Origin of the sequence: Spiribacter sp. 1M189, from assembly GCF_040838345.1 — a bacterium.
GTDB lineage: Bacteria > Pseudomonadota > Gammaproteobacteria > Nitrococcales > Nitrococcaceae > Spiribacter > Spiribacter insolitus.
In genome coordinates, this window is record NZ_JBAKFF010000001.1 from 308,068 (window position 1) to 330,672 (window position 22,605).

The 22,605-nt window shown below is 65.1% G+C and carries 26 protein-coding genes; 16 read left to right on the top strand and 10 right to left on the bottom strand.

Annotated features, from left to right (window positions below; genetic code table 11):
* Position 1 precedes the first annotated feature (1 nt).
* From V6X30_RS01615 to V6X30_RS01630, 4 genes are read left to right on the top strand one after another with little or no spacing between them, the layout of a single operon-like run.
* Entirely contained in the window at positions 2-394 is a 393-nt protein-coding gene (locus V6X30_RS01615; protein ID WP_367982893.1) for a type IV pilus modification PilV family protein, read from the top strand.
* A complete protein-coding gene (locus V6X30_RS01620; RefSeq protein ID WP_367982894.1) occupies positions 391-1,344 on the top strand; it encodes a PilW family protein in 954 nt (317 codons plus the stop codon). The genes V6X30_RS01615 and V6X30_RS01620 overlap by 4 nt, the downstream gene beginning before the upstream one ends.
* Positions 1,341-1,829, top strand: a complete 489-nt coding sequence (locus tag V6X30_RS01625) for a pilus assembly PilX family protein (protein ID WP_367982895.1) — start codon at positions 1,341-1,343, stop codon at positions 1,827-1,829. The genes V6X30_RS01620 and V6X30_RS01625 overlap by 4 nt, the downstream gene beginning before the upstream one ends.
* A gap of 38 nt (positions 1,830-1,867) precedes the next feature.
* Positions 1,868-2,725, top strand: coding sequence for a D-amino-acid transaminase (locus tag V6X30_RS01630; protein ID WP_367982896.1), 858 nt, complete (start codon positions 1,868-1,870; stop codon positions 2,723-2,725).
* Here V6X30_RS01630 and dsbG read toward each other — a convergent pair whose 3' ends face one another.
* The 5 genes from dsbG to V6X30_RS01655 form a co-directional block, all read right to left on the bottom strand.
* Complete coding sequence (dsbG, locus tag V6X30_RS01635; protein WP_367982897.1) at positions 2,726-3,499, bottom strand: thiol:disulfide interchange protein DsbG; 774 nt, start codon at positions 3,497-3,499, stop codon at positions 2,726-2,728. It abuts the gene before it with no gap.
* A 164-nt stretch (positions 3,500-3,663) separates the two neighbouring features.
* A complete protein-coding gene (locus tag V6X30_RS01640) occupies positions 3,664-3,999 on the bottom strand; it encodes a high-potential iron-sulfur protein (RefSeq protein ID WP_367982898.1) in 336 nt (111 codons plus the stop codon).
* 150 nt (positions 4,000-4,149) lie between these two features.
* Positions 4,150-5,109: an SLAC1 anion channel family protein gene (locus tag V6X30_RS01645; RefSeq protein WP_367982899.1), complete on the bottom strand. Its 960-nt coding sequence runs from the start codon at positions 5,107-5,109 to the stop codon at positions 4,150-4,152.
* 7 nt (positions 5,110-5,116) lie between these two features.
* Positions 5,117-5,464: a hypothetical protein gene (locus V6X30_RS01650; protein ID WP_367982900.1), complete on the bottom strand. Its 348-nt coding sequence runs from the start codon at positions 5,462-5,464 to the stop codon at positions 5,117-5,119.
* An 11-nt stretch (positions 5,465-5,475) separates the two neighbouring features.
* On the bottom strand, positions 5,476-6,810 hold the full coding sequence (locus V6X30_RS01655) for an NAD(P)/FAD-dependent oxidoreductase (protein ID WP_367982901.1): 1,335 nt from the start codon (positions 6,808-6,810) through the stop codon (positions 5,476-5,478).
* 145 nt (positions 6,811-6,955) lie between these two features.
* On the opposite strand from V6X30_RS01655, the gene V6X30_RS01660 reads away from it, so the two are divergent.
* A complete protein-coding gene (locus V6X30_RS01660) occupies positions 6,956-7,696 on the top strand; it encodes a cyclic nucleotide-binding domain-containing protein (protein WP_367982902.1) in 741 nt (246 codons plus the stop codon).
* Positions 7,697-7,740: 44 nt separating this feature from the next.
* Here V6X30_RS01660 and V6X30_RS01665 read toward each other — a convergent pair whose 3' ends face one another.
* On the bottom strand, positions 7,741-8,136 hold the full coding sequence (locus tag V6X30_RS01665; RefSeq protein ID WP_367982903.1) for a hypothetical protein: 396 nt from the start codon (positions 8,134-8,136) through the stop codon (positions 7,741-7,743).
* 146 nt (positions 8,137-8,282) lie between these two features.
* Between V6X30_RS01665 and V6X30_RS01670 the strand changes: the two genes are divergently transcribed.
* Complete coding sequence (locus V6X30_RS01670) at positions 8,283-9,233, top strand: ribose-phosphate diphosphokinase (RefSeq protein ID WP_367982904.1); 951 nt, start codon at positions 8,283-8,285, stop codon at positions 9,231-9,233.
* On the opposite strand, the gene V6X30_RS01675 is transcribed toward V6X30_RS01670, so the two are convergent.
* On the bottom strand, positions 9,234-10,271 hold the full coding sequence (locus V6X30_RS01675) for a hypothetical protein (protein ID WP_367982905.1): 1,038 nt from the start codon (positions 10,269-10,271) through the stop codon (positions 9,234-9,236). It abuts the gene before it with no gap.
* Between the two features lie 3 nt (positions 10,272-10,274).
* Positions 10,275-11,783, bottom strand: coding sequence for a protein adenylyltransferase SelO (locus V6X30_RS01680; protein ID WP_367982906.1), 1,509 nt, complete (start codon positions 11,781-11,783; stop codon positions 10,275-10,277).
* A gap of 66 nt (positions 11,784-11,849) precedes the next feature.
* On the opposite strand from V6X30_RS01680, the gene V6X30_RS01685 reads away from it, so the two are divergent.
* Both V6X30_RS01685 and V6X30_RS01690 read left to right on the top strand, forming a co-directional pair.
* Positions 11,850-12,362, top strand: coding sequence for a disulfide bond formation protein B (locus V6X30_RS01685; RefSeq protein WP_367982907.1), 513 nt, complete (start codon positions 11,850-11,852; stop codon positions 12,360-12,362).
* Positions 12,362-14,290: an ATP-dependent DNA helicase gene (locus V6X30_RS01690; protein WP_367982908.1), complete on the top strand. Its 1,929-nt coding sequence runs from the start codon at positions 12,362-12,364 to the stop codon at positions 14,288-14,290. The genes V6X30_RS01685 and V6X30_RS01690 overlap by 1 nt, the downstream gene beginning before the upstream one ends.
* Here V6X30_RS01690 and V6X30_RS01695 read toward each other — a convergent pair.
* On the bottom strand, positions 14,269-14,658 hold the full coding sequence (locus tag V6X30_RS01695) for an ectoine synthase (RefSeq protein WP_367982909.1): 390 nt from the start codon (positions 14,656-14,658) through the stop codon (positions 14,269-14,271). The genes V6X30_RS01690 and V6X30_RS01695 overlap by 22 nt on opposite strands.
* 11 nt (positions 14,659-14,669) lie before the next feature.
* Positions 14,670-15,203 carry a diaminobutyrate acetyltransferase gene (gene ectA, locus V6X30_RS01700; protein WP_367982910.1) on the bottom strand — a complete coding sequence of 178 codons (534 nt, stop codon included), beginning with the start codon at positions 15,201-15,203 and terminating at the stop codon, positions 14,670-14,672.
* 152 nt (positions 15,204-15,355) lie between these two features.
* Between ectA and V6X30_RS01705 the strand changes: the two genes are divergently transcribed.
* The 8 genes from V6X30_RS01705 to V6X30_RS01740 all read left to right on the top strand — a co-directional run bounded on the left by V6X30_RS01705 (position 15,356) and on the right by V6X30_RS01740 (position 22,531).
* Positions 15,356-16,645 (top strand): MFS transporter, encoded by a 1,290-nt coding sequence (locus V6X30_RS01705; protein WP_367982911.1) that lies wholly within the window; start codon positions 15,356-15,358, stop codon positions 16,643-16,645.
* Positions 16,642-17,334 carry a tRNA (adenosine(37)-N6)-threonylcarbamoyltransferase complex dimerization subunit type 1 TsaB gene (gene tsaB, locus V6X30_RS01710; protein WP_367982912.1) on the top strand — a complete coding sequence of 231 codons (693 nt, stop codon included), beginning with the start codon at positions 16,642-16,644 and terminating at the stop codon, positions 17,332-17,334. The genes V6X30_RS01705 and tsaB overlap by 4 nt, the downstream gene beginning before the upstream one ends.
* An 82-nt stretch (positions 17,335-17,416) precedes the next feature.
* The gene (locus V6X30_RS01715; RefSeq protein WP_367982913.1) at positions 17,417-17,863 is read left to right on the top strand and encodes an Hsp20/alpha crystallin family protein; all 447 of its coding nucleotides are present in this window, start codon (positions 17,417-17,419) and stop codon (positions 17,861-17,863) included.
* Between the two features lie 68 nt (positions 17,864-17,931).
* Positions 17,932-18,471, top strand: coding sequence for a Fur family transcriptional regulator (locus V6X30_RS01720; RefSeq protein WP_367982914.1), 540 nt, complete (start codon positions 17,932-17,934; stop codon positions 18,469-18,471).
* Between the two features lie 56 nt (positions 18,472-18,527).
* On the top strand, positions 18,528-19,274 hold the full coding sequence (gene ubiG, locus V6X30_RS01725; RefSeq protein ID WP_367982915.1) for a bifunctional 2-polyprenyl-6-hydroxyphenol methylase/3-demethylubiquinol 3-O-methyltransferase UbiG: 747 nt from the start codon (positions 18,528-18,530) through the stop codon (positions 19,272-19,274).
* Positions 19,275-19,287: 13 nt separating this feature from the next.
* Positions 19,288-20,118: a M23 family metallopeptidase gene (locus V6X30_RS01730; RefSeq protein WP_367982916.1), complete on the top strand. Its 831-nt coding sequence runs from the start codon at positions 19,288-19,290 to the stop codon at positions 20,116-20,118.
* The gene (locus V6X30_RS01735) at positions 20,115-21,689 is read left to right on the top strand and encodes a cryptochrome/photolyase family protein (RefSeq protein ID WP_367982917.1); all 1,575 of its coding nucleotides are present in this window, start codon (positions 20,115-20,117) and stop codon (positions 21,687-21,689) included. Before V6X30_RS01730 ends, V6X30_RS01735 begins: the two co-directional genes overlap by 4 nt.
* A 2-nt stretch (positions 21,690-21,691) precedes the next feature.
* On the top strand, positions 21,692-22,531 hold the full coding sequence (locus V6X30_RS01740; RefSeq protein WP_367982918.1) for an ion transporter: 840 nt from the start codon (positions 21,692-21,694) through the stop codon (positions 22,529-22,531).
* Positions 22,532-22,605 lie beyond the last annotated feature (74 nt).

Sequence of the window (22,605 nt, forward strand, 5' to 3'; positions counted from 1 at the left end):
CATGCGCCATGAACATGTCCCTTTATTCCGCGATGCAGAAGCCGGCAGTTCCCTGGTGGAGGTGCTCGTTGCCGCGCTCGTGCTCAGTATCGGTCTGCTTGGCCTGTCGATGAGCCAGGCGCAGTCACTCGATAGCCTGCGCCAGGGCAGGATCGCGCTGCAGGCGCGGCTGCTGGCGGTCGATCTTGCCGAGCAATGGCGGGCGGCCAGGCCCCATCATCCCCCGGCGGCGTCTGTTGCCGACTGGCGCGAGCGTGTGCAGATTCGCCTGCCCGCCGGGCGCGCTCGAATCGAATGGCCCTCCGCCGGAGCAACCGCCGGTCGGGTCTCCATGACATGGTCCGATCGATCCTCCGATAGAGGAGGGCGGCTTGAGCTGGAGTTCGGGCCTTGAGAGACCGACGTCATACCGGTGAACGCGGTTTCTCGCTGCTCGAGCTGCTGATTGCCTCGACGCTGGGACTGGTGGTGATCATGATTGCCACGGAACTGCTGCTTGGTGCCCGTCAGGCCGAGCGCCTGGAGAGGGCGCATACGCGCCTCCTCGACAGCGCCCGATTCGCCAGCGCGCTGATCGGGCGGTCCTTGCGTGAATCGGGATATCCCGGCTGCCATCCGGCTTTCCGTCGTAATCTGACCGTCGATGAGGTGGAGCCAGCCCGGCCGGCGGTGGATATCTCGGGCGGCCTGTCCTCTGCGGAGGCCGGCGATCAGCTGGTGATCCGGCGGATGCGCTCCCTGGGCCGGGCCCGAGTCCTGTCGACATCGGCGGGGGGAGAACGCCTGACGCTGGATCGGGCGCATGGCGTGCCGCGCGGTCAGCCGGTGATGGTGGCCGGCGCCTCCAGTACCGATTGCGTCCTTTTCCGTCAGGTGGCCACGGCCGCTGACACCCTCGATCGCGGGCCGGGAACGGACAGCCTCAATCGCCGGCCGTCCGACGGTTACCGGCGGATCGGCGGCGAAGTGGAGCTGCTCATGCCCGAGCGCACGGTCTTCTATGTGGATCAGGCCCTGGGAAGGCCCGGCGTGCGCAGCCTGTATCGTCGCCAGGGCTCCCGGGGCGGCCGGCGCGAGGAGCTCGTCGTGGGCATCGAGCAGCTGAAGCTGCACTTTGGACTCGACGAGGCGGGAGATGGAACCGTCGACCGGTATGTGCCTGCGGCGGAGCGTCCGGCCGATGTGGATGTGGTCGCCGTCCAGGTCGATCTGCTCGTTGCCAGTCATCGCACGCCGGGCGTTCTCGACGCGCCCATGCGGCTCGAGGCCGGGGAGGCGGCGGGCGATCGCCGTCTCTATGAGCCGGTGACGCTCACCATCGCACTGCGTAACCGACGGCCATGAAGCACCGTCAGCAGGGCGTTGCGCTGATCGGTGTGCTGGCGATCATTCCGATCGTCGCGGCGATTACGCTGACGGGTCTGGAGCGCGCGCTTGTCCAGACACGCAGCGCCGGGACCGCGATCGATCGGGCCATTGCCCTGGAGGTGGCCGAGACGGCCCTGCAACGCGCGGCGGAGTCGGCAGCACAATGGGCACGACCGTCGTTGGTACCGGCGCCCAAGGCCGCCGCGGCACCGTGGCGGGCAGCGGTTGACGAGCAGGGCCGGATGCTCCCGTCGCTGGCCACTGAGGTGGCATTGCATCGCCCCCCGGCGGTCCTGGTGGAGCGGCTTGTCGCGGGCGGAGAGACGGACTGTTCAGCCCAGTCGGCCTGTGGCTATCGGCTCACCGTCGCGGCGAGTGGACGCGTGGCGGAGACCGACGTCGTTCTGCAGGCCATCATCGCTGATCGATCATCTGTCCGCATCTGGCGCGAGCTGCGTTAACATGCCGACAATCCTGGGGAGCCGCTGAGGGGTGGGCCATGTCGCGGATCGTTCATGTCAATGGCAGTTTCCTGCCGGAAGAATCCGCCAGCCTGTCCATCTTCGATCGCGGCCTGCTGTTCGCCGATGCGGTCTACGAGGTCACCGCCGTCATCGACGGTGGGCTGGTGGATTTCGAAGCGCACCAGCAGCGCCTGCGCCGGAGCCTTGGCGAACTTGATATCGCCTTCGACCCCGAGGCGGAGGATCTGCTGGGTATCCATCGGCAGCTTCTGCAACGCAATGATTTACGTGAGGGGCTGATCTATCTGCAGATCAGCCGTGGTGTGGCCGACCGGGACTTCGTCCAGCCCAGAGGTACACCGCCGTCCGTGATCCTTTTCACTCAGGCACTCCCATTGCTGGAGGCACCGGCAGCGGCACGGGGTCTGCGGATCATCACGCGCCCGGATCTGCGCTGGCATCGCCGTGATATCAAGACCACCCAGCTGCTCTATCCTTCGATGATGAAATCCACCGCGGTGGCGGCCGGCGTGGACGACGTCTGGATGGTGGAAAACGGCGAGGTCACCGAGGGCAGTTCGAGCAACGCCCATATCATCACCGCTGAGGGCCAGCTCATCACTCGACCGCTGTCGCATGACATCCTGCATGGCATCACGCGTGCCGCGGTTCTGGATTATGCGGCCGAGGCGGACCTGGAGGTGGTGGAGCGGCCATTCGGCGTGGCCGAGGCCCAAGCTGCCCGGGAGGCATTCGCGACCAGTGCCACGGCGTTCGTGACGCCAGTGGTGGAAATCAACGGCCACCCGATCGGTGATGGGGCGCCCGGACCCGGCACGCGGCGGATCCGGGAGCGATATATCGCACGCAGCCGCGAGCGGCTGCAGTACTGACTACTCCGGCCGTGGTCCGCCCATCACGGCCTCCAGTCGCTCGCCGCGGGGCAGACCCCGGGCCAGCCGAATGGCGCCGTCGGCGTCGCGGTAGAACACCGAGGGTGTCCCGCGTATGCCAAGCTGGCTCATCAGCTCGTTATTCGACTGAACGGCCTGCTGGGCCTCGGCCGGGAGCCGGTCGGCCGGGGTGACACCGCCGTTGTCAAAGTTGGCCTCATGCTGATCGAGTGCGGCCGAGGGGTCTTCCGCTGCCAGCAGGGTAGCGGCTTTCGGCAGGCTGTCCTGGCGCAGCACACCCACCATGACATGGCGAATCTGCACGTCGCCTGCCTCCACCCAGTCACGGGTCTGTTCATGGAAGCGATGGCAGAACGGACAGTTGGGGTCAGTGAACGCGTAGACGATGCGCTCCGCGTCATCGTCGCCGTCGGTGATCCAGCTTGCCTCCGAGACCGCCTCCCACTCGCCTTCCGGTCGAGCGGCATTGGCCGCAGCGGAGAGCACGGGCTGCGACAGATTGGTGCCGTCGGCATCCAGCAGCGTGCCGACCACCACATGCTCGCCGTCGGAGGTCACGTAGGCCGCCAGGGTCTGTCCCTGGAAACTGACGGTGTAGCCGGTCAGTCCGGCGGGCGCCTCGAAGGACTCGCCGATGGTCGCACCCCGATCCTCGAGGGCGGCGATGGGGGTGGGAAGGCCTTCCGAGGCGTCCTGTGCGGTGGCTGTGCCGCCGACGAGAAGGGCGAGAGCGGTGAGAATCAATCGGGTCATGCCTGCATTGCCTTTTTGCTTGGTCGGTTGCGCGCTGCCGGGTTGGCGATCGGAAATTCATTGGAGCCTTTTCGGTATTGGAAGTTCGCGAGGCCGGTGCGGTCAACGAAAAAACCCCCGATCCGCCAGGCGGCATCGGGGGTTTGTTATGCGCAGGGCTCGTCCTAGCTCATGGCGACCCAGGCGCTGCACCAGCCGTTGACGTTGACCAGCTTGCCCGGGAAAGCCGTGCAGCCGCCCCATTCCGCATCGGAATCGCCGAGATAGAGACGGCAGTTGCCGCAGATGGCACCCGGCTCACGCATGTCGTCCTTGTCAGCCGCATTGTTGACGTAGTTCAGGGCGATGGCCGTGGGGTCATCCTCCGAGAGCTTCGGCATATCCTGGGCCAGGGCGTTCGAGCCACGCACGCTCATGTAGGCGAGCGGTGCAGCGGCGACACCCATCAGGGCACCCCGAAGCAGGCGACGGCGGTCATTACTGAAATTATTGTCGGTCATGGTCTTCCCCTTGGATTGTGGAAAGGAAAATCTGTTTGCAATCGTTGCAATCTCTGCGTGGAGGGTACCGGTCGGCGTCCCGTGCGAAAAGGTGGTCCGTCAGAGAACTTGATCTGACGCAATTCCCCCGCGTCAGGGTGCCCTGAGGCCTCAGCCCTCGGCCACGCAGATCTGGCCCCGGCGTGCGGCACGTCCGGTGAGCAGGATCAGCCAGCCGATCAGCGCCGTCGTGGCAGCAACCATGATGCCCCCCAGCCAGAGCGTCCAGGGCGTCCCGGTCAGTTCGTGGTACATCAGCAGGGCCACCGTCATGGCGGCCAGCGGAAACGAGTAGGCCCAGAATGAGAGGAAGAAATCGAGCGCTGCGAATCGGCGCGCCTGCGTCGCCAGCAGCAGCGTCAGAAACAGCCCGATATTGACCAGAATCCGGCCAAATGTGTCCAGCTCGCCGACCAGTGCCATATAGGCGATGAACCCGGCGGCGGGGGGAGCGACCAGAATGAATAGCGTCGGCAGCAGCCGGCCCGGCAGCGGGGCATGGAAGATGACTCGGTAGAAGACGATGGTCAGCAGGATGATCCAGAAGACCACACCGATGCTGAAGAAGAACCAGGAGATCGACGGATAGCCATGTGTCATCCCGGCGATGGGCACCAGAATATTGCCGACCGCCGGAATGAACCAGGCCGGGTTCATGTGCACCACTTCGAAATGGGCGTGATGCATCCAGCGGTTGATGATGAAAACCGTCAGCACCAGCTGCAGGGCGCTGCCCAGCGCCCAGAGCCAGAGCGACAGCGTCGGCGTCAGATGCCGTAGGGCGGTGCCGAGCAGGATCAGGCTGATGCTGATGGTGGGAAAAAAGCTGAGCTTGACCGGATGATCAAGCTCGGCCCTGACCGCTTCCGGGTAGCGCAGTGCCTTGGCGATGTAGGCGATGAGCAGCACCCCGAACACGGCGGCGACCACGAATACCAGGCCCTGCCCGATGACCGGCGGCGTTCCGATCACCTCGCCGGCCTTCTGCCAGACCAGCGTCAGCCCCGAGAGCCCCATCACCATGGCGAAAAAGGCGATGGGCAGATTCTGCAGCCGTGTCCCGTCGCTCATGAATGCCTCAGGCGGTTTTCCTCATCAGCAGCTGAACGGGCGGGTAGAGAATCATCCCCGAGGCGATGCCGATGCCGATGCCGGCGCCGATCACCCCGAGGTAGTCAATGCCGCTTTGCAGGTGGGTGAGGCTGGCGCCTGTCCAGATCGGGAAGTAGAGCGCCGCCGCAATGCCCAGCAGCACACCCAGTCCCGCCGCGGTGATGATACCGCTGGAGATATTGAGTACCTGATGCCGCCCGATGACGCGTGCCAGCAGGACAAGGTCGACGAGGATGACCAGTGCCAGCGGCAGCAGGATGGGCCGGACGAGTTCGAGGACGACCGCGAGAATGCCGAAAATCGAGAATTCCATGATCGCTCTCCTTAGACCCGGCCGCGCAGCATGGCGTTGTAGGCGGCATGCAGCATGCGTTCCTTGAGAAACCACGGTGCCCACTGGGGCTCAAAGGGATCAAGGAAGTCGAACGACGGCGTCATCTCGAGTGAGAAGTCGAACTCCACCAGCATGGCCTGGCCGCGCTCGGTGATGAGCGGACAGGAGGTGTAGCCGTTCCACTCGGCCGGGAATTCCCTGCCCTCGATGGCGGCGACCAGGTTGTCCGCGACCACGGGCGCCTGGGCCTTAACGCTGGCGGCGGTCTTGCCGATGGGCGTCCCCACCACATCACCGGCGCCGAACACGTTCGGGTAGCGGCGATGCTGCATGGTGTACTGATCGACCTCGAGCCAGCCCTGGAAATTGCCCTCCTGCCAGCCGAGGTCGCCATAGCGGATCATGTCCGGTGCGGACATGGGCGGCACGACGTGGATGAAATCGTAGTCGAGCACCCGCGCACCCTCCGGTGTCGCGAAGGTGGCCTGGCGCTTCTCCGGATCGATGCCCGACAGCGGATGATTCCACTCGATGGCGATATCGCGCTCCTCCGGGAAGTAGCGCTCCAGGAAGGCGTGGATGTCCGGCTGCGAGAAAAGCCCCTCACCCGGCGGCAGGTAGTGGAGCTCGGCGCGGTCACGCATGCCGTTATCCTGCAGTGCGTCCTCGATCAGCATCGTCACCTTGAGCGGTGCGCCGGCGCATTTGATCGGCCCGGGCGGCCGGGTGAAAAGGCCGACACCGCCCGACTCGACGAATTGACGGGCGGCCTGCCAGGTCCGCGTGGCATTCTGCGGATCGGCATAGACGCAGCCCACGCCGTTGCTGCCGATCAGTGCCGGCTCCATGCCTTCGATCTGATCGAAATTGAGCTGGAGTCCGGTGGTGATGACCAGATAGTCATAGTCCACCCGATCGCCGCTGGCGGTTTCCACCTGATTGTTATCGGGGTGGAAGGCAACGACATCGTCCTGGATCCATTCGTCCACCGGCGGGATGAACCGCCGGTTGGGATCCTCGACCTGTGCCGCGTCCCAGACGCCCGTGGCCACCAGTGTCAGTCCGGGCTGGTAGATGTGGGTCATGCGACTGTCGACCAGCGTGATCCGTGCCCCGTCCAGCTGTCGGGTAAGGCGGGTCGCAATGGAGATGCCAGCGGCACCGGCGCCCGCGATGACAATCCGGGCATTGGTCGACACGGCCTTCGCCGGCGTGCTGGCAAGCAACGATCCGGTACCGAGACCACCGGCCGCGGCACCGGCGGCCAGTGCCGATCCCGCCAGGAATCGCCGGCGCGATGTGTTGGTTGGTTTTGAGTGACTCATTAGTTCCTCCTCCCCGAGGGCGTGGTGTTCCCCCGCTTGGTGCAGGGTCTCTCGAGCCCAGGGATCCCAACAGTGACAAAGTCACCGAGCTCGCGCGCAGGAACTGCCAGAGTTGTTGACCTGGATCATCAAAGCGTGAGTACCGATGCAAGAACTGTCTGAAGCTTCTCCTTGCCTGGCGCTCGATGCGGCGACGCCCGAGCTGCTGGGTGATGAGGCAATCGAGCGGCTGCGCGCGATTGCCATTCAACATGGAGCGGCCGAGGCCGGTACGCGGATATTCCGAGCCGGTGAACCCTTCAGGGCCATTTATGGCGTGCGTATCGGCGCGATCAAGGCAGTCCGCCACGACGAGGCCGGCGACGAGCAGGTCGTCGCCTTCCACCTCCCCGGCGAGTTTTTCGGACTCACCGGAATCCATTCCGATCGCTACGTGAATACGGCCATCGCCCTTGAGCGTACTGCGGTCTGTGCGCTGCCCTATCAGCGACTGTTTCAGGTGGCCAATGAGCAGCCGCGCCTGCGCCGGCAGCTGATGCGCTTGATGAGTGGCGTGATTCTGACCGAACAGGATCAGTACGCCGCCATGGCCGGTCATACGGCGGATGCCCGGCTGGCCTTCCTGCTGCTTGACCTGCGCGAGCGCCTCTCCCGTGGTGGCCCACCGCGGGAGCGGCTGCGTCTGCCGATGACGCGTGCCGAGCTGGGAAGCTCGGTGGGGCTTGCCCCGGAGACCACCAGTCGCGTTTTCCAGCAGTTCCGCCGGGGCGAGCTGATCGAGGCGAGTGGCCGCAACATCCGATTCCTGGATATTGGCGGCCTGGGTCGCCTCGCTGTTCCCCTCATGCATCCCGGTCATAACGCCAATCGGACCAGTGCCGCCTGACGCCGCGCGCCAGACGCGCACCGTGCCGATCGGCCGGGCACTGATCAGCCTTGGCTTTTCGTACTCTGCCGGCTCCCGGTAGCCGGGGTGGACGGCACCGCCTCGCGGACTGCCCGCATCTGCTCGAACCAGCTCTGCCAGAGCTGGCTGCGCATGTGCAGTGCGCTGCGGGAGAATTCCGACATCATGTCGACCATGCCATTCATGCCGGGTACGTCTCCGGCGCCGCGCTGCAATTCATTCACCGCTCGCTCCTCGAGCTGCAGCGTTTTTTCCACCGCCTTCTGGGTCGTGTCGAGTTCGCGGCGATAAACGCTCTCGAAGCCGCCGGCTTCACCGTCGGTCGGTGTGAGTGCCTTCATGCTACCCATCATGTATTCGCGCTGAATGTCCATCCACTCGCGGGCGAGGTCCATCATTTCGCTCTGCTGTCCAGCCATTTTGGCTTGCCTCCTTTCAATCGCGTTTCGCTTTCGGTCACCTGTCGGGCAATTAGAACCATTCGAGCGTTCCCCGGGGAATCGGAAATTCCGCCCGACATCGCTTCCGACTGGCCCTGATCGTCCGTCGTGGTTACCCTGCCGCCATGGATAGCAGACCCGTCCGGCTCTTCGCTCCCGCCAGTCAGACCGAGCTGGCGGATAGCGTAGCGACGCACCTCGACGTTGATCTCGATTCCCTCGAGGAGCGGGATTTCGAGGATGGTGAGCACAAGACCCGGCTGCTTCGGCCGGTGGCCGGCAGTGACTGTCATGTGATTCAGTCGCTCTATGGCCATGACGGTTACTCGGTCAACGACCGGCTGGTGCGGACACTCTTTCTGCTCGCCGAACTGCGTGATCACGATGCGGCTCGGGTAACGGCGGTGCTCCCATACCTGGCTTATGCCCGCAAGGATCGCCGAACCAAGCCGCTGGACCCGGTGGCAACCCGCTATGTCGCCCAGTTGCTGGAGGCCGTTGGTGTCGACCGCGTTGATACGCTCGATGTGCACAACCCGTCCGCTTTCGAGAACGCGTTCCGCGTGCCGGTCCGCAACATCGAGGCGGGTCCGGAGCTGGCCGACGCACTGCTCGAGCGCGATCGACCCGCCGCCGTCACCGTCGTTTCCCCCGACGCCGGCGGCTACAAGCGCGCCGAGCGCTTTCGCGAGATCCTCGCCGAGCGCACCGGGACGCGGCCCGGTCTCGCCTTCATGGAGAAAAAACGCAGTGCTGGCACGGTGAGCGGCGACACGCTCGTGGGGGAGGTGGATGGCACGACGGCTGTCCTCGTCGATGACATGATCAGTACCGGTGGGACCCTTGCCCGGGCCGCCAGTGCATGCCGACAGGGCGGCGCCGATCGGGTGGTGGCCGTGGCGACCCACGGGCTTTTCACGGCGGATGCCAGGGCAACCCTCAAGGCTGCGCCGGTGGATCGGATCTACATCACCGACAGTCTTGTGGCTGCGAGGCGGGCTGGTGATGCGCTGGGCGAGCGGCTCGCCGTCGTGGCGGCCGGCCCCATTCTCGCCGAAGCGATCGCCAATGGCTGATCAGCGGTCGTTCCGTTCAGGCGCCAGGCGGTTCAGGTGGCCCTCGGCCAGGCCGACATAACGGATGGCTCGGTCATCCCAGTCATTGCCGCCAAGGGCATCCGAGTGATCGCGGTGACGGATGGCGAGGACTGCCCAGAGGAGTGCCCGGCGGGCGACGTAGAAATGCCAGAGTCCGGCCGGCGGGCACTCACCGGCTGCCTCGACGAACCGGTTCTGTAGCCGGCGAGCGGCCCTTATGGCGCCCATGCGCTCGCATTCCATGGCCAGGAAGGCGATCTCCTCGAGCGGATCCTGAAGACGCAGCGCCCGGGAGAATTCGAGACAGTCGATGACCACCGGCTGGCCTGCGAAGTAGACATGCTCCGGGCGTAGATCGCCATGAACCTCCCGGATATGACCCGTTCGGACCCGTTCCTCGATGAGTTGCTTCAATTCCCGGCCAAGGCGCTGCAGCGCCGATCCCAGATTGTCGAGGCCAAGGCTCCCGGGGCTTACGCCATGGCCTGCCAGTTCCTCGATCTCGTCGCTGATCTGCCGCTGCATGCGCTGCCAGTGTTCACCCGGCGAGAGCCACTCCGGCGGAGAACGCCGGTAAAAGGCGGCCAGCACGTCGACAAGGGCATCCAGGTCAGCGGGGTCGAGCCGGCCATGCCGAATCTGCCACTGCAGGTTTTGGCGCTCGTCCAGGCGCATCATCTGCACCAGGTAGTCATCCGCTTCCGCCGTGTCATCCTGGCGCCGGTGGAATGTTCCATCGGTACCGCGGCAGAGCGCGATCACGCCGAGGTAGACATCGGCGGCCAGCCGCCGGTTGAGATGGACCTCGCTCTGACAGGCCAGACGCCGCTCATGGGGTGTGTCGTGGTGCAGCAATGGCTCGTCGAGAGCCTTTTTGAGCTTGAATGCATAACGCCGGGTGAGGATGATCCAGGAGAAATGCGTTTCAATGCAGCTCGCCGGCCCGTCGTCCAGCGCCGACGGATCAGCAATAAGTGACCGGACCATGCGCCGCTGCGATGCCAGGGGCGTGGGCATGCCTCATGTCCCGCAGAAGGTGGCTGGAACGATCTCGCGGGGTCCGGGGGGTAGCGCCAGTTCCGGGAATCCCTCCGGCGACTGGTACGGGGTTTGCAGTGCATCGATCAGACGCCGGGTCGGTGCCAGGTCACCACCGCGGGCGGCCTCCAGGGCCATTTCGACGCGATGATTGCGCGGGATGACGGCCGGGTTTGCGGCTGTCATGCGGCGGATGCGGGCCGTTTCTTCGATTCCCTGCGCACGCAGACGCCCCGCGTAGTCGGCCAGCCAGTCTTCCACCCCCTCGTCATGGTCAAACCATTCACGCAGACGCTCCACCTGCTCGCGGTTGTCCGGCGGGCCTTGCATCAGTAATCGCCAGGTATTGGTGAAGTCCACCTCGTGCCGTGCCATGAGGGCGAGTAAGCGCTCCCCAAGTTCACTCACCGTGCTACCGGCGCACCTCGGGTCGTCCTCCGTTGCGGCGAGACCGAGCTTGCGGGCCAGCATGTGGTCATGGCCGATGGCGAAGCGATCCGGATACTCGCCGAGGACGGCCTCGGCGGCGTCCACGGCCGCGTTGTCGTCCTCATCCAGCAATGGCAACAGGCACTCGGCCAGGCGTGCGAGGTTCCAGTGCGCCATGCGTGGCTGCTGGTTCCAGGCATAACGGCCGTGCCGGTCCACCGAGCTGTAAACGCGATCGGGCCGGAAATGATCCATGAAGGCGCAGGGCCCGTAGTCCAGCGTTTCCCCGCTGAGGGTCATGTTGTCGGTGTTCATCACCCCATGGATGAAACCGACCCGTAGCCATTCGTTGACCAGTGTCGCTGTCCGCTCCATGACCGCCCGCAGCAACGCCAGGTAGCGCATCGGCGCCGGCTGCGCCCGCAGCGCCGGAAAATGCCACTCGATGGTGGTATCCGCCTGACACCGGAGGCCCGCCGTGTCGCCGCGATGAGCGTAGTACTCGAAGCTGCCAAAGCGCAGATGACTCGCCGCCACCCGGGTGAGCACGGCCCCCGGTTCCGGGCCGAACTGCCGATGAACCGTCTCTCCGGTCGTTGTCGCGGCGAGTGCCCGGGTGGTTGGTATGCCCAGGGCATGCATGGCCTCGCTGACTACGAATTCACGCAGGACCGGACCAAGGGCGGCCCGGCCGTCGCCGCCGCGGGAGAACGGTGTCGGGCCCGAGCCCTTGAGCTGCAGGTCATGGCGCCGTCCGCTGCGGTCGGTCAACTGGCCGAGAACGACTGCACGCCCGTCACCCAGCTGGGGGACGGGCTGGCCGAACTGGTGCCCCGCATAGGCGAGCGCAATCGGGACCGTCCCCTCGGGCAGCTCCGTGCCGGTCCACAGGCGCGCGGTGCGCTGGCTATCGGGCGATTCGTTGTCGATGCCCAGTTCCGCGGCCAGATCCCGGTTCCACAGCAGGAGTTCTGGATCGGCGGCGGCTACGGGTTCGCAGCGCCGGAAGCCATCGGCCGGCAAGTGGGCCGGGTAGCGGTTTTCAAGCGTCGGGATTTCCATGCCCGTACACTAACGCCTGTCGGGCGGAGCTGGCGAGGCGACGTCGTAATCGGCAAACTGGCTCGCATGCAGACCATTCACACTATGCATTGGCTGGCGCATCACCCCAGGCGTCTGAACCTGCTGCTCGCGCTGGTCTGTTTCGCGCTGGTGGCCGTCGCCGTGGCGCTGGAGGCGATCGCTGGCATGGAACCCTGTCCGCTGTGCGTGTTCCAGCGCATCGCCTTCCTGGGCATGGGCGCGGCCTTGTTGTTCGGCGTGTTCATGCCGGGTCGGCTGGCCGCCGGGCTGACCGGTCTGGCCGGGCTTGCCGGCGTCGGCCTTGCGTGGCGCCATCTCTGGCTACAGTCCCTGCCACCGGACCAGGTGCCTGCCTGCGGGCCGGGCCTGGACTATCTGCTGGATGCCTTTCCGTTGACGGAAGTGGTCAACATGGTGCTGTCGGGTTCCGGCGAATGCGCCGAGGTGGATTATGTCCTGGGTTTGAGTATCCCGGTCTGGACGTTGTTCGCTTACATTGGCGTAGGTGGCCTGGCCATTGTCATCAATGAGGCCGCCCGGCGGCGTCCGATCGCTTGATGACCGAATCCGGTGAGCTCGAACAGGCACTGGCGGCGGACGGGCCGCTGGCGGCGGTGTTGCCTGGCTATGCGCCGCGCCCCGAGCAGCTCACCATGGCCCGCGCGGTGGCGAAGGCGATCGACGAGGAACAGGCGCTCGTGGTGGAGGCCGGCACCGGCACCGGCAAGACGCTTGCCTATTTGATCCCGGCCCTGCAATCGGGCCAGCGGGTCATCATCTCCACCGGCACCCGCACTCTCCAGGATCAGCTCTTTCATCGCGATCTCCCCATTGCCTGTGCCGCGCTGGACCGGCCAGTGCGCACCTCGCTGCTGAAGGGCCGTGGCAATTATCTCTGTCTCTATCGAATGGAACGTACCCTTGAGGGCGGTCGCCTGGAGAGCCGCGAAATGGCCGACCAGTTGCAGCGCCTCCGGTCCTGGGGGGGGATCACGAAGCGTGGTGATCTTGCCGAAGCGCCGGTGGGGAACATTGATGGGCGTCTGCTACCCCGGGTGACTTCAACCGCGGATAACTGCCTCGGGCAGAATTGCCCGCTGTATGCCGACTGCTTCCTTATGGAGGCGCGGCGCGAGGCTCAGGAAGCCGATGTCGTGGTCATTAACCATCATCTGCTGATGGCCGACTGGGCCCTGCGCGAAGGCGGCTTTGGCGAGGTCCTGCCGGCGGCCGATGTGACGATTCTGGATGAGGCCCACCAGCTGCCAGAGACCGCGGCGCGCTTTTTCGGCGTCACGGTCTCCAGTCGCCAGCTCCAGGATCTCGTCCGCGATATACGCCTTGAGCAGCAGCGGGAGGCGGGGGATTCCGCAGCCCTGTCGGAGCAGGCCGGCGTTGTTGAACGCTGCACCGCCGAGCTGCGGCTTGCACTGGGCGATTCGCTAAGGCGCGCGTGGGTGGAGGTCGACCCGCAGGCCGCCCAGGCCGCCAGGGCGCTTGCCGAGGCCTTGCATGATCTGGTCGAGGGGCTGGCCCCGCAGGCAGTGCGTGGCCGGGGCCTGGAGAACTGTCATCGACGAAGCGATGAGCTGTACACGGCATTGCAGACCTTCCTCGCCGACGACGCCGACAGTGGCCGGGTCGGCTGGGTGGAGACGCGCGGGCAGGGATTTGCCCTGCGCCTGACTCCGCTGGATGTCGCCGATCACTTCGAGGCCAGTCGAGCCCGCCATGGCCGCGCATGGATCCTGACCTCGGCGACGCTCGCGGTGGACGGGCGCTTTGACCATTTCCAGAAGCGGCTCGGACTCGAGGCAGCGGAGACACTGCGCCTCGACAGCCCCTTCGATTACGCCTCGAACACACTGCTCTATGTCCCCGAGTCGGTGCCTGAGCCCCGCGATCCGCGATTCAACGAGGCCTACCTGAATGCCGTAGAGCCGGTGCTGGAGGCGAGCGGTGGCAGGGCTTTTCTGCTTTTCACCAGCCATCGTGCGCTCCGGCAGGCAGCCGACTGGCTGCGCTCGCGGGACTGGTCCGGCCTTCTGGTGCAGGGCGAGGCGGCCCCGAAGCAGCTCCTCGAGCGCTTTCGTGAGACGCCGGGTGCCGTGCTGCTAGGTACCCAGTCGTTCTGGGAGGGAGTCGACGTGCGTGGCCCGGCGCTCTCCTGCGTGATGATCGATCGGCTGCCGTTTGCCTCGCCCGGTGATCCGGTGTTGCAGGCGCGGGTGGCCTGGTTGCGAGAGCAGGGGCGAAGCCCCTTTGGCGAGTATCAGATACCCGAGGCCGTCATCGGCCTGCGCCAGGGTGTCGGGCGATTGATCCGCGACGTTAGTGACCGGGGTGTGCTTGTCCTCGGTGATACGCGGATTCTGGGCAAGTCATACGGCAGGCTCTTTCGCAAAAGCCTGCCGCCCATGCCGCTCGTCCGCGACCTCGAGCCGGTCGAGGCGTTCTTCGCGGATCAGTCCTCGACGAGCTCGTAGGAGCCGTCTTCATCGTGGGTCTCGCGACCCGTGACCGGCGGATTGAAGGCACAGATCAGCCGCATGTCTTCGGTGCCGCCGCGCAGTGTATGGCGATCGTGCTGGTCGAGGGCGTAGAGGACGCCGTCGCGGATCTCATGCACCTCGCCGGTGGCCAGATCCTCGACGCTGCCGTTGCCGGAGACGCAGTAGACCGCCTCCAGGTGATTCTTGTACCAGAGGGTCATTTCCGCACCGGCGGGGATGATGGTCTCGTGGAAGGAAAAGCCCATTCCGTCTTTCTTGAGCAGCAGGCGGCGGCTGGTCCAGCCGGGGCCCGTGACTTCGCGATCCGAGCCCTTGATGTCGTTAACGTCAACGATTTTCATTGCAGTTTTCCTTATGGTGCCAGTCGGTTGAGTGCCGACGGTCGGTAGGGGCCAATGGTGAACAGTTCCTCCGCCGAATGACCCGGCTCGGGGAAGTCCTCCGCCGCAAAGCAGGGGCTGATCCGGCACTCGGTATCGAGCTCCCGCGCCATGGACTGGAAAAGCGCCCGAGAGGCCTCATTCTCCGGCGCGATCGTGGTCTCCAGGAGGCTGGCCCGATCGGCGCCTGGCTGGCGCAGGAAGGCGGCGATCAAGCGTTTGCCAAGCCCCTTGCCCTGCAGGCCCGGGCGGATCCCCACCTGCCAGAGAAAGACGACCTCGGGATGACGAGGGCGGCGGTAGCCGCTGGCGAAGCCCACGATCCGGCCGTCATGTTCGGCGACCACGCAGGTGTCCGAGAAGTCCCTCGCCAGCAGCATATACAGATAGCTCGAGTTGAGATCGAGCGTGCCCGTGTCACGGGCGACGGCCCAGAGGGCGCCCCCTTCGTCAGTGCGCGGTGAGCGCAACCGAATGCCCTGGTCGGGGATTTCTTCGTCGGTCAATCGTGACTCCTGATGATCTGCGTGAATGACCATGGCGATGTTAGCAATGCCTGCGCGAAAACCGCCAATAAAAACGTGGTCAAGCGCAGAATCGTGGACTATCCTCTCGGCATTGGCGGAGTGTTCGCTCACGCCCGTTTCCGGTACGCCTCATGCATCACACGCTGTCGCCTTTCATCGCGCTGTTCGCCTCGTTTGGTCTGCTGCTCACCGGCGGGGGGCTTTTGACCACGCTGGTCGGTGTGCGCATGTCGGAGGAGGCGTTCGCCACCGAGCTCATCGGCGTCGTCACCGCCTGTTATTCGGTGGGCTTCGTGATGGCGACCCGGGTCTGCGCGGGCATCATCTCGCGCGTTGGACATATCCGCAGTTTCGCGGCTTTCGCGGCGATGGCGGCGATCAGCACGCTCGCCTATCCGCTGCTGATCGAGCCCTGGCTCTGGGCCGCCATGCGGCTGGTCTACGGGTTCAGTCTGGCCGGCCTGTACATGGTCACCGAGAGCTGGCTCAACGACCGCACCCCGAGTGAGCGACGCGGACAGGTCCTGAGTGTCTACAGCATTGTCAGCTATGTCGGGCTCGGTGGCGGGCAGTTCCTCCTGCTGACCGGTCGTGCTGGCAGTTTCGAACTCTTCAGCCTGGCAGCCATGCTGATTGCCGCGGCGGTGGTGCCGGTGACCATTACCCGCATCACATCGCCGGAACTGCCGGTAGTCGAGCGGGTGGGTCTGCGGGGTCTGTTCGATGCGTCACCCCTGGGGATGGTTGGCTCAGCGCTCGCCGGCACGATCAACGGGGCTTTCCTCGGGCTGGCGCCTGTCTATGCCCGCAGCACCGGCTTTAGCGACGCCGGCATTGCGCTGCTGATGGGGCTGAGCATCCTCGGCGGTTTCCTGCTGCAGTGGCCCATCGGCCATCTCTCCGATCGTTTCAACCGCCGTGATGTGCTCATGGGGGTGAGCTTCTCGATGATGGCCTGCAGCCTGGCGATTGTTTTCTCGACGGGTCGTAGCGAACTGGCCATTATCGCGCTGGGCGTGCTCTGGGGCGGGCTGGCCTTCACGCTCTACCCAATCTCATTGTCCCTTGCCAACGACTTTCTCGAACCGCGTCAGATGCTCGGCGCCAGTGCCAGCCTGCTGCTGGTGCATGGTGCGGGCATGATCGCTGGTCCGCTGATCGCCTCGCAGCTCATGGCGATCATTGGCGCCCCCGGGCTTTTCTGGACCCTTGCTGGCGCCGGACTGCTCCTGGGCGGCTTCGCCTGGTTGCGCCAGCAGGTCGGGCCACCCATTCCCGTGGGCGAGCCATCGACCTACCGGGTGGTGCCGCGGGAGGGCGTCTATGCCGGTGGGCTGGATCCGCGCTACGAGGAAGCCCAGCTGGAATTCGACTTCGAGGCCGATAGCCCCGAGCCTCCCGAACCTGAGGCTGAACCATGACATCGTCTCCCATTATGCTGGGGCTGGATGCCAGCACCGGTACCTGTTCCGTGGCCCTTGCCGTTGGTGACGCGATCCACACCCGCCTGCAACGGCAGCCCAAGGGGCATGCCGCGTTGTTGTTGGCGCTTGCCGACGAACTGCTCGCTGAGGCAGGGCTCGCCCGCAGAATGGTGGATGCGATCGCCTGCACCCGTGGACCGGGCGGATTCACCGGTGTGCGAATCGGTGTGGGTGTCGCCCAGGGCCTGGCGCTGGGGCTAGACCGGCCGGTCGTGCCGCTGTCGACCCTGCAGGTGCTCGCCGAAACGGCTATCCGGCAACAGCCCCGGGGTGATGGCGTCCTGGTCCTGCTTGACGCGCGCATGGGCGAAGTCTATGGCGGGCTTTACCGTCACGAGCGCAATGCGCCGGGGACGAGCACGGTAGTGGACGCGGAATGGTTGGGCCCGCCGCTGCCACCCAGCCTTCCATCCGGTGAGTGGGCTGGTGCAGGAAGCGGTTTTGCGGCCTATCCTGACCTGGCTTCAATGGTGGGTCTTCATTCGGTCGAAGCCGACTGCGTCCCCGATATGGGGTCGGCCATGCCGCTGGCGCGACGCCGGCTCGCCGCCGGCGAGGGCGTGCCGGGTCATTGCCTCGAGCCGGTGTATCTCAGAAATCGGGTTGCTGATCCACCGGCAACTTGAAAAGCGGGATGGGAGTCCGCAGATCCTGATTCAGGGAGGGATGAATAGGATATTCAAACCACTGATCTCAGGAGGTAACGACATGGATCTCAAACCCTATCGTCCCATGGGAGGCCTTTTTGACCTCCATCGCGAGCTCAACCGTTTCTTCGATTCGCCGTGGGCCACGACGACGCCGGATGGCTCCACCGTGGAGACCAGCCAGTGGGTGCCGGCGGTGGATATCCGTGAGTCCGATGACCACTATGAAGTCGAGGCCGATATTCCGGGCGTCAAGCCCAGCGACATTGAGGTCACCATGGAACACGGCATGCTCAGCATTCAGGGCGAGCGCCACTACGAGTCGAGCAGGGAAGAGCATGGCGCACGCCGCCTGGAGCGCTCTCACGGCGTGTTTTACCGGCGTTTCGCGCTGCCGGATGATGCCGATCCGGATGCCATCGAGGCGAAGGGCGACAATGGTGTGCTGACCGTGACCATTGGCAAGCAGAAGCAAGCCCACAGCCGGCGCATTCCGGTTAAGCATTGAGACCGGACGGGGTTTCACGCATCGGCCGATGGGCTTAGGCTTGGGACTGCCAGCAGGAGCCCATGCCGATGCGTGATCCACTTGACAGCGATTTCTCCGGTCAGACGGTGGTCAGCCCCTTCCCAGGTGAAGGGCACGATCACCAGCAGTGCATCGACCAGGCACTGGCCGAGGCCGAGCGACTCTGTGCCGCTCGGGGGCGGCGTCTGACGCCGCTTCGGCGCCGCGTCCTCGAACTGATCTGGGACAGCCACCAGCCGGTCAAGGCCTATGATCTGCTGGCGCGGCTGCAGGCCGACTCGGCATCCGCTGCACCGCCGACCGTCTATCGGGCGCTCGACTTCCTCATGGCCGAACGCCTGGTCCATCGCCTGGCTTCCATGAATGCCTACGTCGGCTGTGGTCACCCCGGGCATCGACACACGGGGCAGTTTCTCATCTGCCGATGCTGCCATGCAGTGGCTGAAATGGATGATCCCGATATTGAATCGATGCTGGACTCCCGCGCCAGCGACCTCGGGTTTGCCCTGGTGGATCAGACCATCGAGCTCGAGGGGCTATGCCCCCGCTGCCGGGGCGGGCATGCCCTGGCTGAGGTCTCAGGCTAGGCTCCTCCGCCGAGCGGCATTTGCCGCCATTCAATGCTGCCGACTATCCTTCACGTATGAAGCATTCGTCTGGCGAGAGCATTGATCCCCGCGAAATGGACCACTACGACCGCCTCGCCGCGAGCTGGTGGGATCCGGAGGGGCCGTTCTGGCCGCTCCACGGCCTCAACCGATTCCGGGTTCAGTACCTCCGCGCACGCCTGATCGAGCACTTTCATCTGACGGACGATGATCAGCCCCTGCATGGCCTTTCCGTTCTCGACATTGGCTGCGGTGGCGGTATCCTTAGCGAGTCCATGGCCCGGCTCGGGGCGCGGGTGACCGGCCTTGACCCGGTGGCCCGAAACATCGCCATCGCCGAAGATCACGCCGCGGCATCGGGGCTTGCCATCGACTATCGTTGCGAGACCGTGGAGGCCCATGAGCCTCTGTCCGGTGGCTATGACGTGGTGCTCAACATGGAGGTGGTGGAGCATGTCGAGGGCCTGCCGGGCTTTCTCACCGCCTGCGCCGCCCAGCTGCGCCCCGGCGGCGTGATGTTCGTGGCCACCATCAACCGCACACCGCTCGCGGCGCTGACCGCCCTGTTCGCCGCCGAGTACATCCTGCGCTGGCTGCCAAAGGGGACCCATCAGTACCGCAAGCTTCGGCGGCCGGCCGAGGTCAGGGAGCCGCTTGCCGAGAGCGGTGTCGAGGTGGTCCATGAGACTGGTGTGGCCTTGAGCCCCATTACCCGCCGTTTCCGCTACACGCGGAACATGGCGGTCAACTACATGATGATGGCGGTGAAAAGCGCCGCTTGAAGGAGGCGATGGCATGGGCGTCAATGGCATCCGAACCGCCGTGCTGGCGGCAATGCTCGGCCTTGCCGGTGTGGTGCAGGCACTTGAGCTCAGTGGCCCCCAGCGTCAGGGTGGGCTGCTGGCCGGGCAGGTCGAGGCCGACGCCCGGGTCGAGGCGCTTGGCCGAGTCATCCCGGTGGATGGCGCCGGGCGCTTTCTGCTGGGCCTTGGCCGCGATGCACCGCAGACCGTCACGGTCACTGTCACCCAGGCCGACGGCACCACTCGCGAGCATGCCCTCGCGGTGGAGCCGCGGGACTATGATATCCAGCGTATCGATGGTCTGCCGCAGAATCAGGTCAACCCCGATGGCGAGACGCTGGCGCGGATCCGTGAGGATGCGGCCAGGGTGAGGGAGGCGCGCAGCCGCCGGATCGACGAGCGCCACTTCGACGCTGGCTGGAGATGGCCGGTGACCGGGCCGATATCGGGGATCTACGGCAGTCAGCGCATCCTCAATGGCGAGCCACGTCAGCCGCATTATGGCATCGATATCGCCCGGCCCACCGGCACGCCGGTGGTTGCCCCCTCGGACGGCGTGGTCACGCTGGCGGCGGAGGATCTGTTCTTCTCCGGCGGGACGCTCATCATCGATCACGGGCAGGGGCTCTCTTCGAGCTTTCTGCATCTTTCACGGATCCTGGTACAGCCGGGTGAACCGGTCCGCCAGGGCGAGGTCGTCGCCGAAGTGGGGGCCACGGGCCGGGTGACCGGCGCCCATCTGGACTGGCGGATGAACTGGTTTGATCAACGCATCGACCCGTCACTGCTGGTGCCGCCGATGCGCGAGGCACGGGCGGAATGAGCGCGGAGCAGCGCCTGATCGTGGTGCTTGGCGATCAGCTCGATCGCCGGGGACCGCTACTGGACGATCTTGACGCCGCTCGCGATGCGGTCTGGATGACCGAGGCGGTGGCCGAAGCCGAGCGCGGCCCCGTGCATCAGCAGCGCCTCGTGCTTTTTTTCTCCGCCATGCGACATCTGCGTGACGAGCTCCTCGCACGGGGCATCACCGTGCATTACCGCTGTATCGAGGATGCCCCCGTCGGCGCCCCGGAGCAGGGTCTGGCGGATCACCTGCGTGCGGATATCGCGCGCCTGCAGCCGGGAACCATTGTCATGATGGAGGCCGGGGACTGGGCCATTGAGCAGAGCCTGCAGGACGTGGTGCGCGAGTCGGGCGTGACGCTGCAGTGGCACCGCGACAGTCATTTTCTCGCCAGCCGAGAATCCTTCGCGCGCTGGGCCGAAGGCCGCAAGACCCTCACCCTCGAGTACTTCTACCGCAGCATGCGCAAGCGTCATGCTGTGCTCATGGAAGGTGATCAACCGGTGGGCGGCGCATGGAACTTCGACAAGGATAATCGTGCCGCGTTTGGCAAGGATGGACCCGGTGAGCTACCGCCGCATCCACGCTTCCAGCCCGATGCCACGACCCGCCAGGTGATTGACCGCATACGCGAGCGATACAGTGATCACCCGGGGGATGCCCGTGATTTCCACCAGCCGGTGACACCGGATCAGGCCCTCCAGGCCCTTGATGATTTCATCCAGTATCGCCTGCCTCACTTCGGGACCTGGCAGGATGCGATCTGGGTGGGTGAACCGCTGCTCTACCATGCGCGGCTGTCGACGTCGCTCAACCTGCATCTGCTGGATCCGCGTGATTGCCTGGAGCGGGCCGAGGCGGCCTATCATCGCGGTGAGGCACCGCTTAATGCCGTGGAGGGGTTCGTCCGCCAGGTCCTGGGGTGGCGGGAGTTCATCCGTGGCATCTACTGGCTGAAGATGCCGGGCTATGCCGATGCCAACGCGCTGGATCACCACGAACGGCTGCCGTCCTTCTACTGGACTGGCGATACCGACATGGTCTGCGTGGCGGATGCCATGGCAGCGGTGCTTCGCCATGGCTATGCGCATCATATCCAGCGGCTGATGGTGCTGGGGCTTTTCGCACAGCTCTACGGCGCCCATCCCTATGCCTTCCACGAGTGGCACATGGCGCTCTACCTGGATGCCGTGGATTGGGTCAGCCTGCCCAACGCATTGGGGATGAGTCAGTTCGGTGACGGAGGCGTGGTGGGGACCAAGCCTTATTGCGCGAGTGGGGCGTACATCGGCCGCATGAGTAACGCCTGCGCCCAGTGTCGCTATGACCCCCGGCAGGCTACCGGTGAGCGGGCCTGTCCCTTCACCACCCTCTACTGGGAGTTCCTCGACCGACACGAGGAACGGCTGGGGGATAATCGTCGACTGCAGTTCCAGTACCGCAACCTGCAGCGCAAAAGCGAATCCCAGCGCGCGGCGATCCGCGAGCAGGCCAAGCGGTTGCGCGGGCGAATGGCAGCCGACCCTGATCACCGCGAGAGAAATTGACCATGCAACGGCTCCAGGACTTGCGCCAGGCCGCTGGCCGCTGGATCGAATCGCCCCTGCCGCATAACACCATTATCGTGCTGATCGTGCTTAACGCGATCCTGCTGGGATTGGCTACATCACAAAGCATCATGGGGGTGGCGGGCGGCTGGATCCTGGCAATCGAGGCGCTGATCGTCGGCGTTTTCGCCCTCGAGATCGCCATCAAGCTACTCGCCTGGGGACCACGGTTCTTTCGCAGTGGTTGGAACCTGTTCGACTTCGTCATTGTCGGGATTGCGCTGGTGCCGTCCGCGGGTCCGCTGAGTATTCTGCGGTCACTGCGCATCCTCCGCGTCCTGCGCCTGCTATCCACCGTGCGTCGGCTGCGCCTGCTGATCGAGGCGCTGATCTCACCCATTCCCAGCATCGGCTGGATCGTCTTCCTGCTCGGTCTGGTTTTCTACATCTTCGGCGTGATGGGTACCGAACTGTTCGCGGCGCAGTTTCCGGCATGGTTCGGTACGCTGGGACGGTCCATGTACACGCTGTTTCAGGTCATGACCCTGGAGAGCTGGTCCATGGGCATCGCCCGCCCGGTCATGGAGGTCTATCCGTTCGCCTGGCTCTACTTTGTCTCATTCATTCTCGTGACCGCGTTCACGATTCTGAACCTTTTCATCGGTATCATTGTCAACACGATGCAGGCGGCGCACTGGGAAGAAGAAGATGATCGCCGTGCTGAAACCGAGGCCAAGGCGCACCGCGAGCGTGAGGAAATCCTTGAGCTCCTGCGCCGGACCGACGAGCGACTGACCCGGCTGGAGGCGTCGCGATTGATGCGCGTCAAGCAAAGCGACTGAGCAGTACGGGAATTGATGGTCATCCTCACGATAGTGATATACTGCGCCGCAACACATGGTTTTTCTCTCTCCTC

Bases quoted from the DNA above. Each gene is read 5' to 3' on its own strand.
- V6X30_RS01645 (WP_367982899.1), bottom strand. From the start codon at position 5,109: ATGAGCGACGGGACACGGCTGCAGAATCTGCCCATCGCCTTTTTCGCC.
- V6X30_RS01675 (WP_367982905.1), bottom strand. From the start codon at position 10,271: ATGCCCACGCCCCTGGCATCGCAGCGGCGCATGGTCCGGTCACTTATT.
- V6X30_RS01735 (WP_367982917.1), top strand. From the start codon at position 20,115: ATGAGCGCGGAGCAGCGCCTGATCGTGGTGCTTGGCGATCAGCTCGAT.
- V6X30_RS01665 (WP_367982903.1), bottom strand. From the start codon at position 8,136: ATGGCTGGACAGCAGAGCGAAATGATGGACCTCGCCCGCGAGTGGATG.
- ubiG (WP_367982915.1), top strand. From the start codon at position 18,528: ATGAAGCATTCGTCTGGCGAGAGCATTGATCCCCGCGAAATGGACCAC.
- V6X30_RS01720 (WP_367982914.1), top strand. From the start codon at position 17,932: ATGCGTGATCCACTTGACAGCGATTTCTCCGGTCAGACGGTGGTCAGC.
- V6X30_RS01630 (WP_367982896.1), top strand. From the start codon at position 1,868: ATGTCGCGGATCGTTCATGTCAATGGCAGTTTCCTGCCGGAAGAATCC.
- V6X30_RS01690 (WP_367982908.1), top strand. From the start codon at position 12,362: ATGACCGAATCCGGTGAGCTCGAACAGGCACTGGCGGCGGACGGGCCG.
- V6X30_RS01625 (WP_367982895.1), top strand. From the start codon at position 1,341: ATGAAGCACCGTCAGCAGGGCGTTGCGCTGATCGGTGTGCTGGCGATC.
- V6X30_RS01640 (WP_367982898.1), bottom strand. From the start codon at position 3,999: ATGACCGACAATAATTTCAGTAATGACCGCCGTCGCCTGCTTCGGGGT.
- V6X30_RS01740 (WP_367982918.1), top strand. From the start codon at position 21,692: ATGCAACGGCTCCAGGACTTGCGCCAGGCCGCTGGCCGCTGGATCGAA.
- V6X30_RS01685 (WP_367982907.1), top strand. From the start codon at position 11,850: ATGCAGACCATTCACACTATGCATTGGCTGGCGCATCACCCCAGGCGT.
- V6X30_RS01650 (WP_367982900.1), bottom strand. From the start codon at position 5,464: ATGGAATTCTCGATTTTCGGCATTCTCGCGGTCGTCCTCGAACTCGTC.
- V6X30_RS01615 (WP_367982893.1), top strand. From the start codon at position 2: ATGCGCCATGAACATGTCCCTTTATTCCGCGATGCAGAAGCCGGCAGT.
- V6X30_RS01715 (WP_367982913.1), top strand. From the start codon at position 17,417: ATGGATCTCAAACCCTATCGTCCCATGGGAGGCCTTTTTGACCTCCAT.
- V6X30_RS01670 (WP_367982904.1), top strand. From the start codon at position 8,283: ATGGATAGCAGACCCGTCCGGCTCTTCGCTCCCGCCAGTCAGACCGAG.
- V6X30_RS01660 (WP_367982902.1), top strand. From the start codon at position 6,956: ATGCAAGAACTGTCTGAAGCTTCTCCTTGCCTGGCGCTCGATGCGGCG.
- V6X30_RS01680 (WP_367982906.1), bottom strand. From the start codon at position 11,783: ATGGAAATCCCGACGCTTGAAAACCGCTACCCGGCCCACTTGCCGGCC.
- V6X30_RS01655 (WP_367982901.1), bottom strand. From the start codon at position 6,810: ATGAGTCACTCAAAACCAACCAACACATCGCGCCGGCGATTCCTGGCG.
- V6X30_RS01695 (WP_367982909.1), bottom strand. From the start codon at position 14,658: ATGAAAATCGTTGACGTTAACGACATCAAGGGCTCGGATCGCGAAGTC.
- tsaB (WP_367982912.1), top strand. From the start codon at position 16,642: ATGACATCGTCTCCCATTATGCTGGGGCTGGATGCCAGCACCGGTACC.
- dsbG (WP_367982897.1), bottom strand. From the start codon at position 3,499: ATGACCCGATTGATTCTCACCGCTCTCGCCCTTCTCGTCGGCGGCACA.
- V6X30_RS01705 (WP_367982911.1), top strand. From the start codon at position 15,356: ATGCATCACACGCTGTCGCCTTTCATCGCGCTGTTCGCCTCGTTTGGT.
- V6X30_RS01730 (WP_367982916.1), top strand. From the start codon at position 19,288: ATGGGCGTCAATGGCATCCGAACCGCCGTGCTGGCGGCAATGCTCGGC.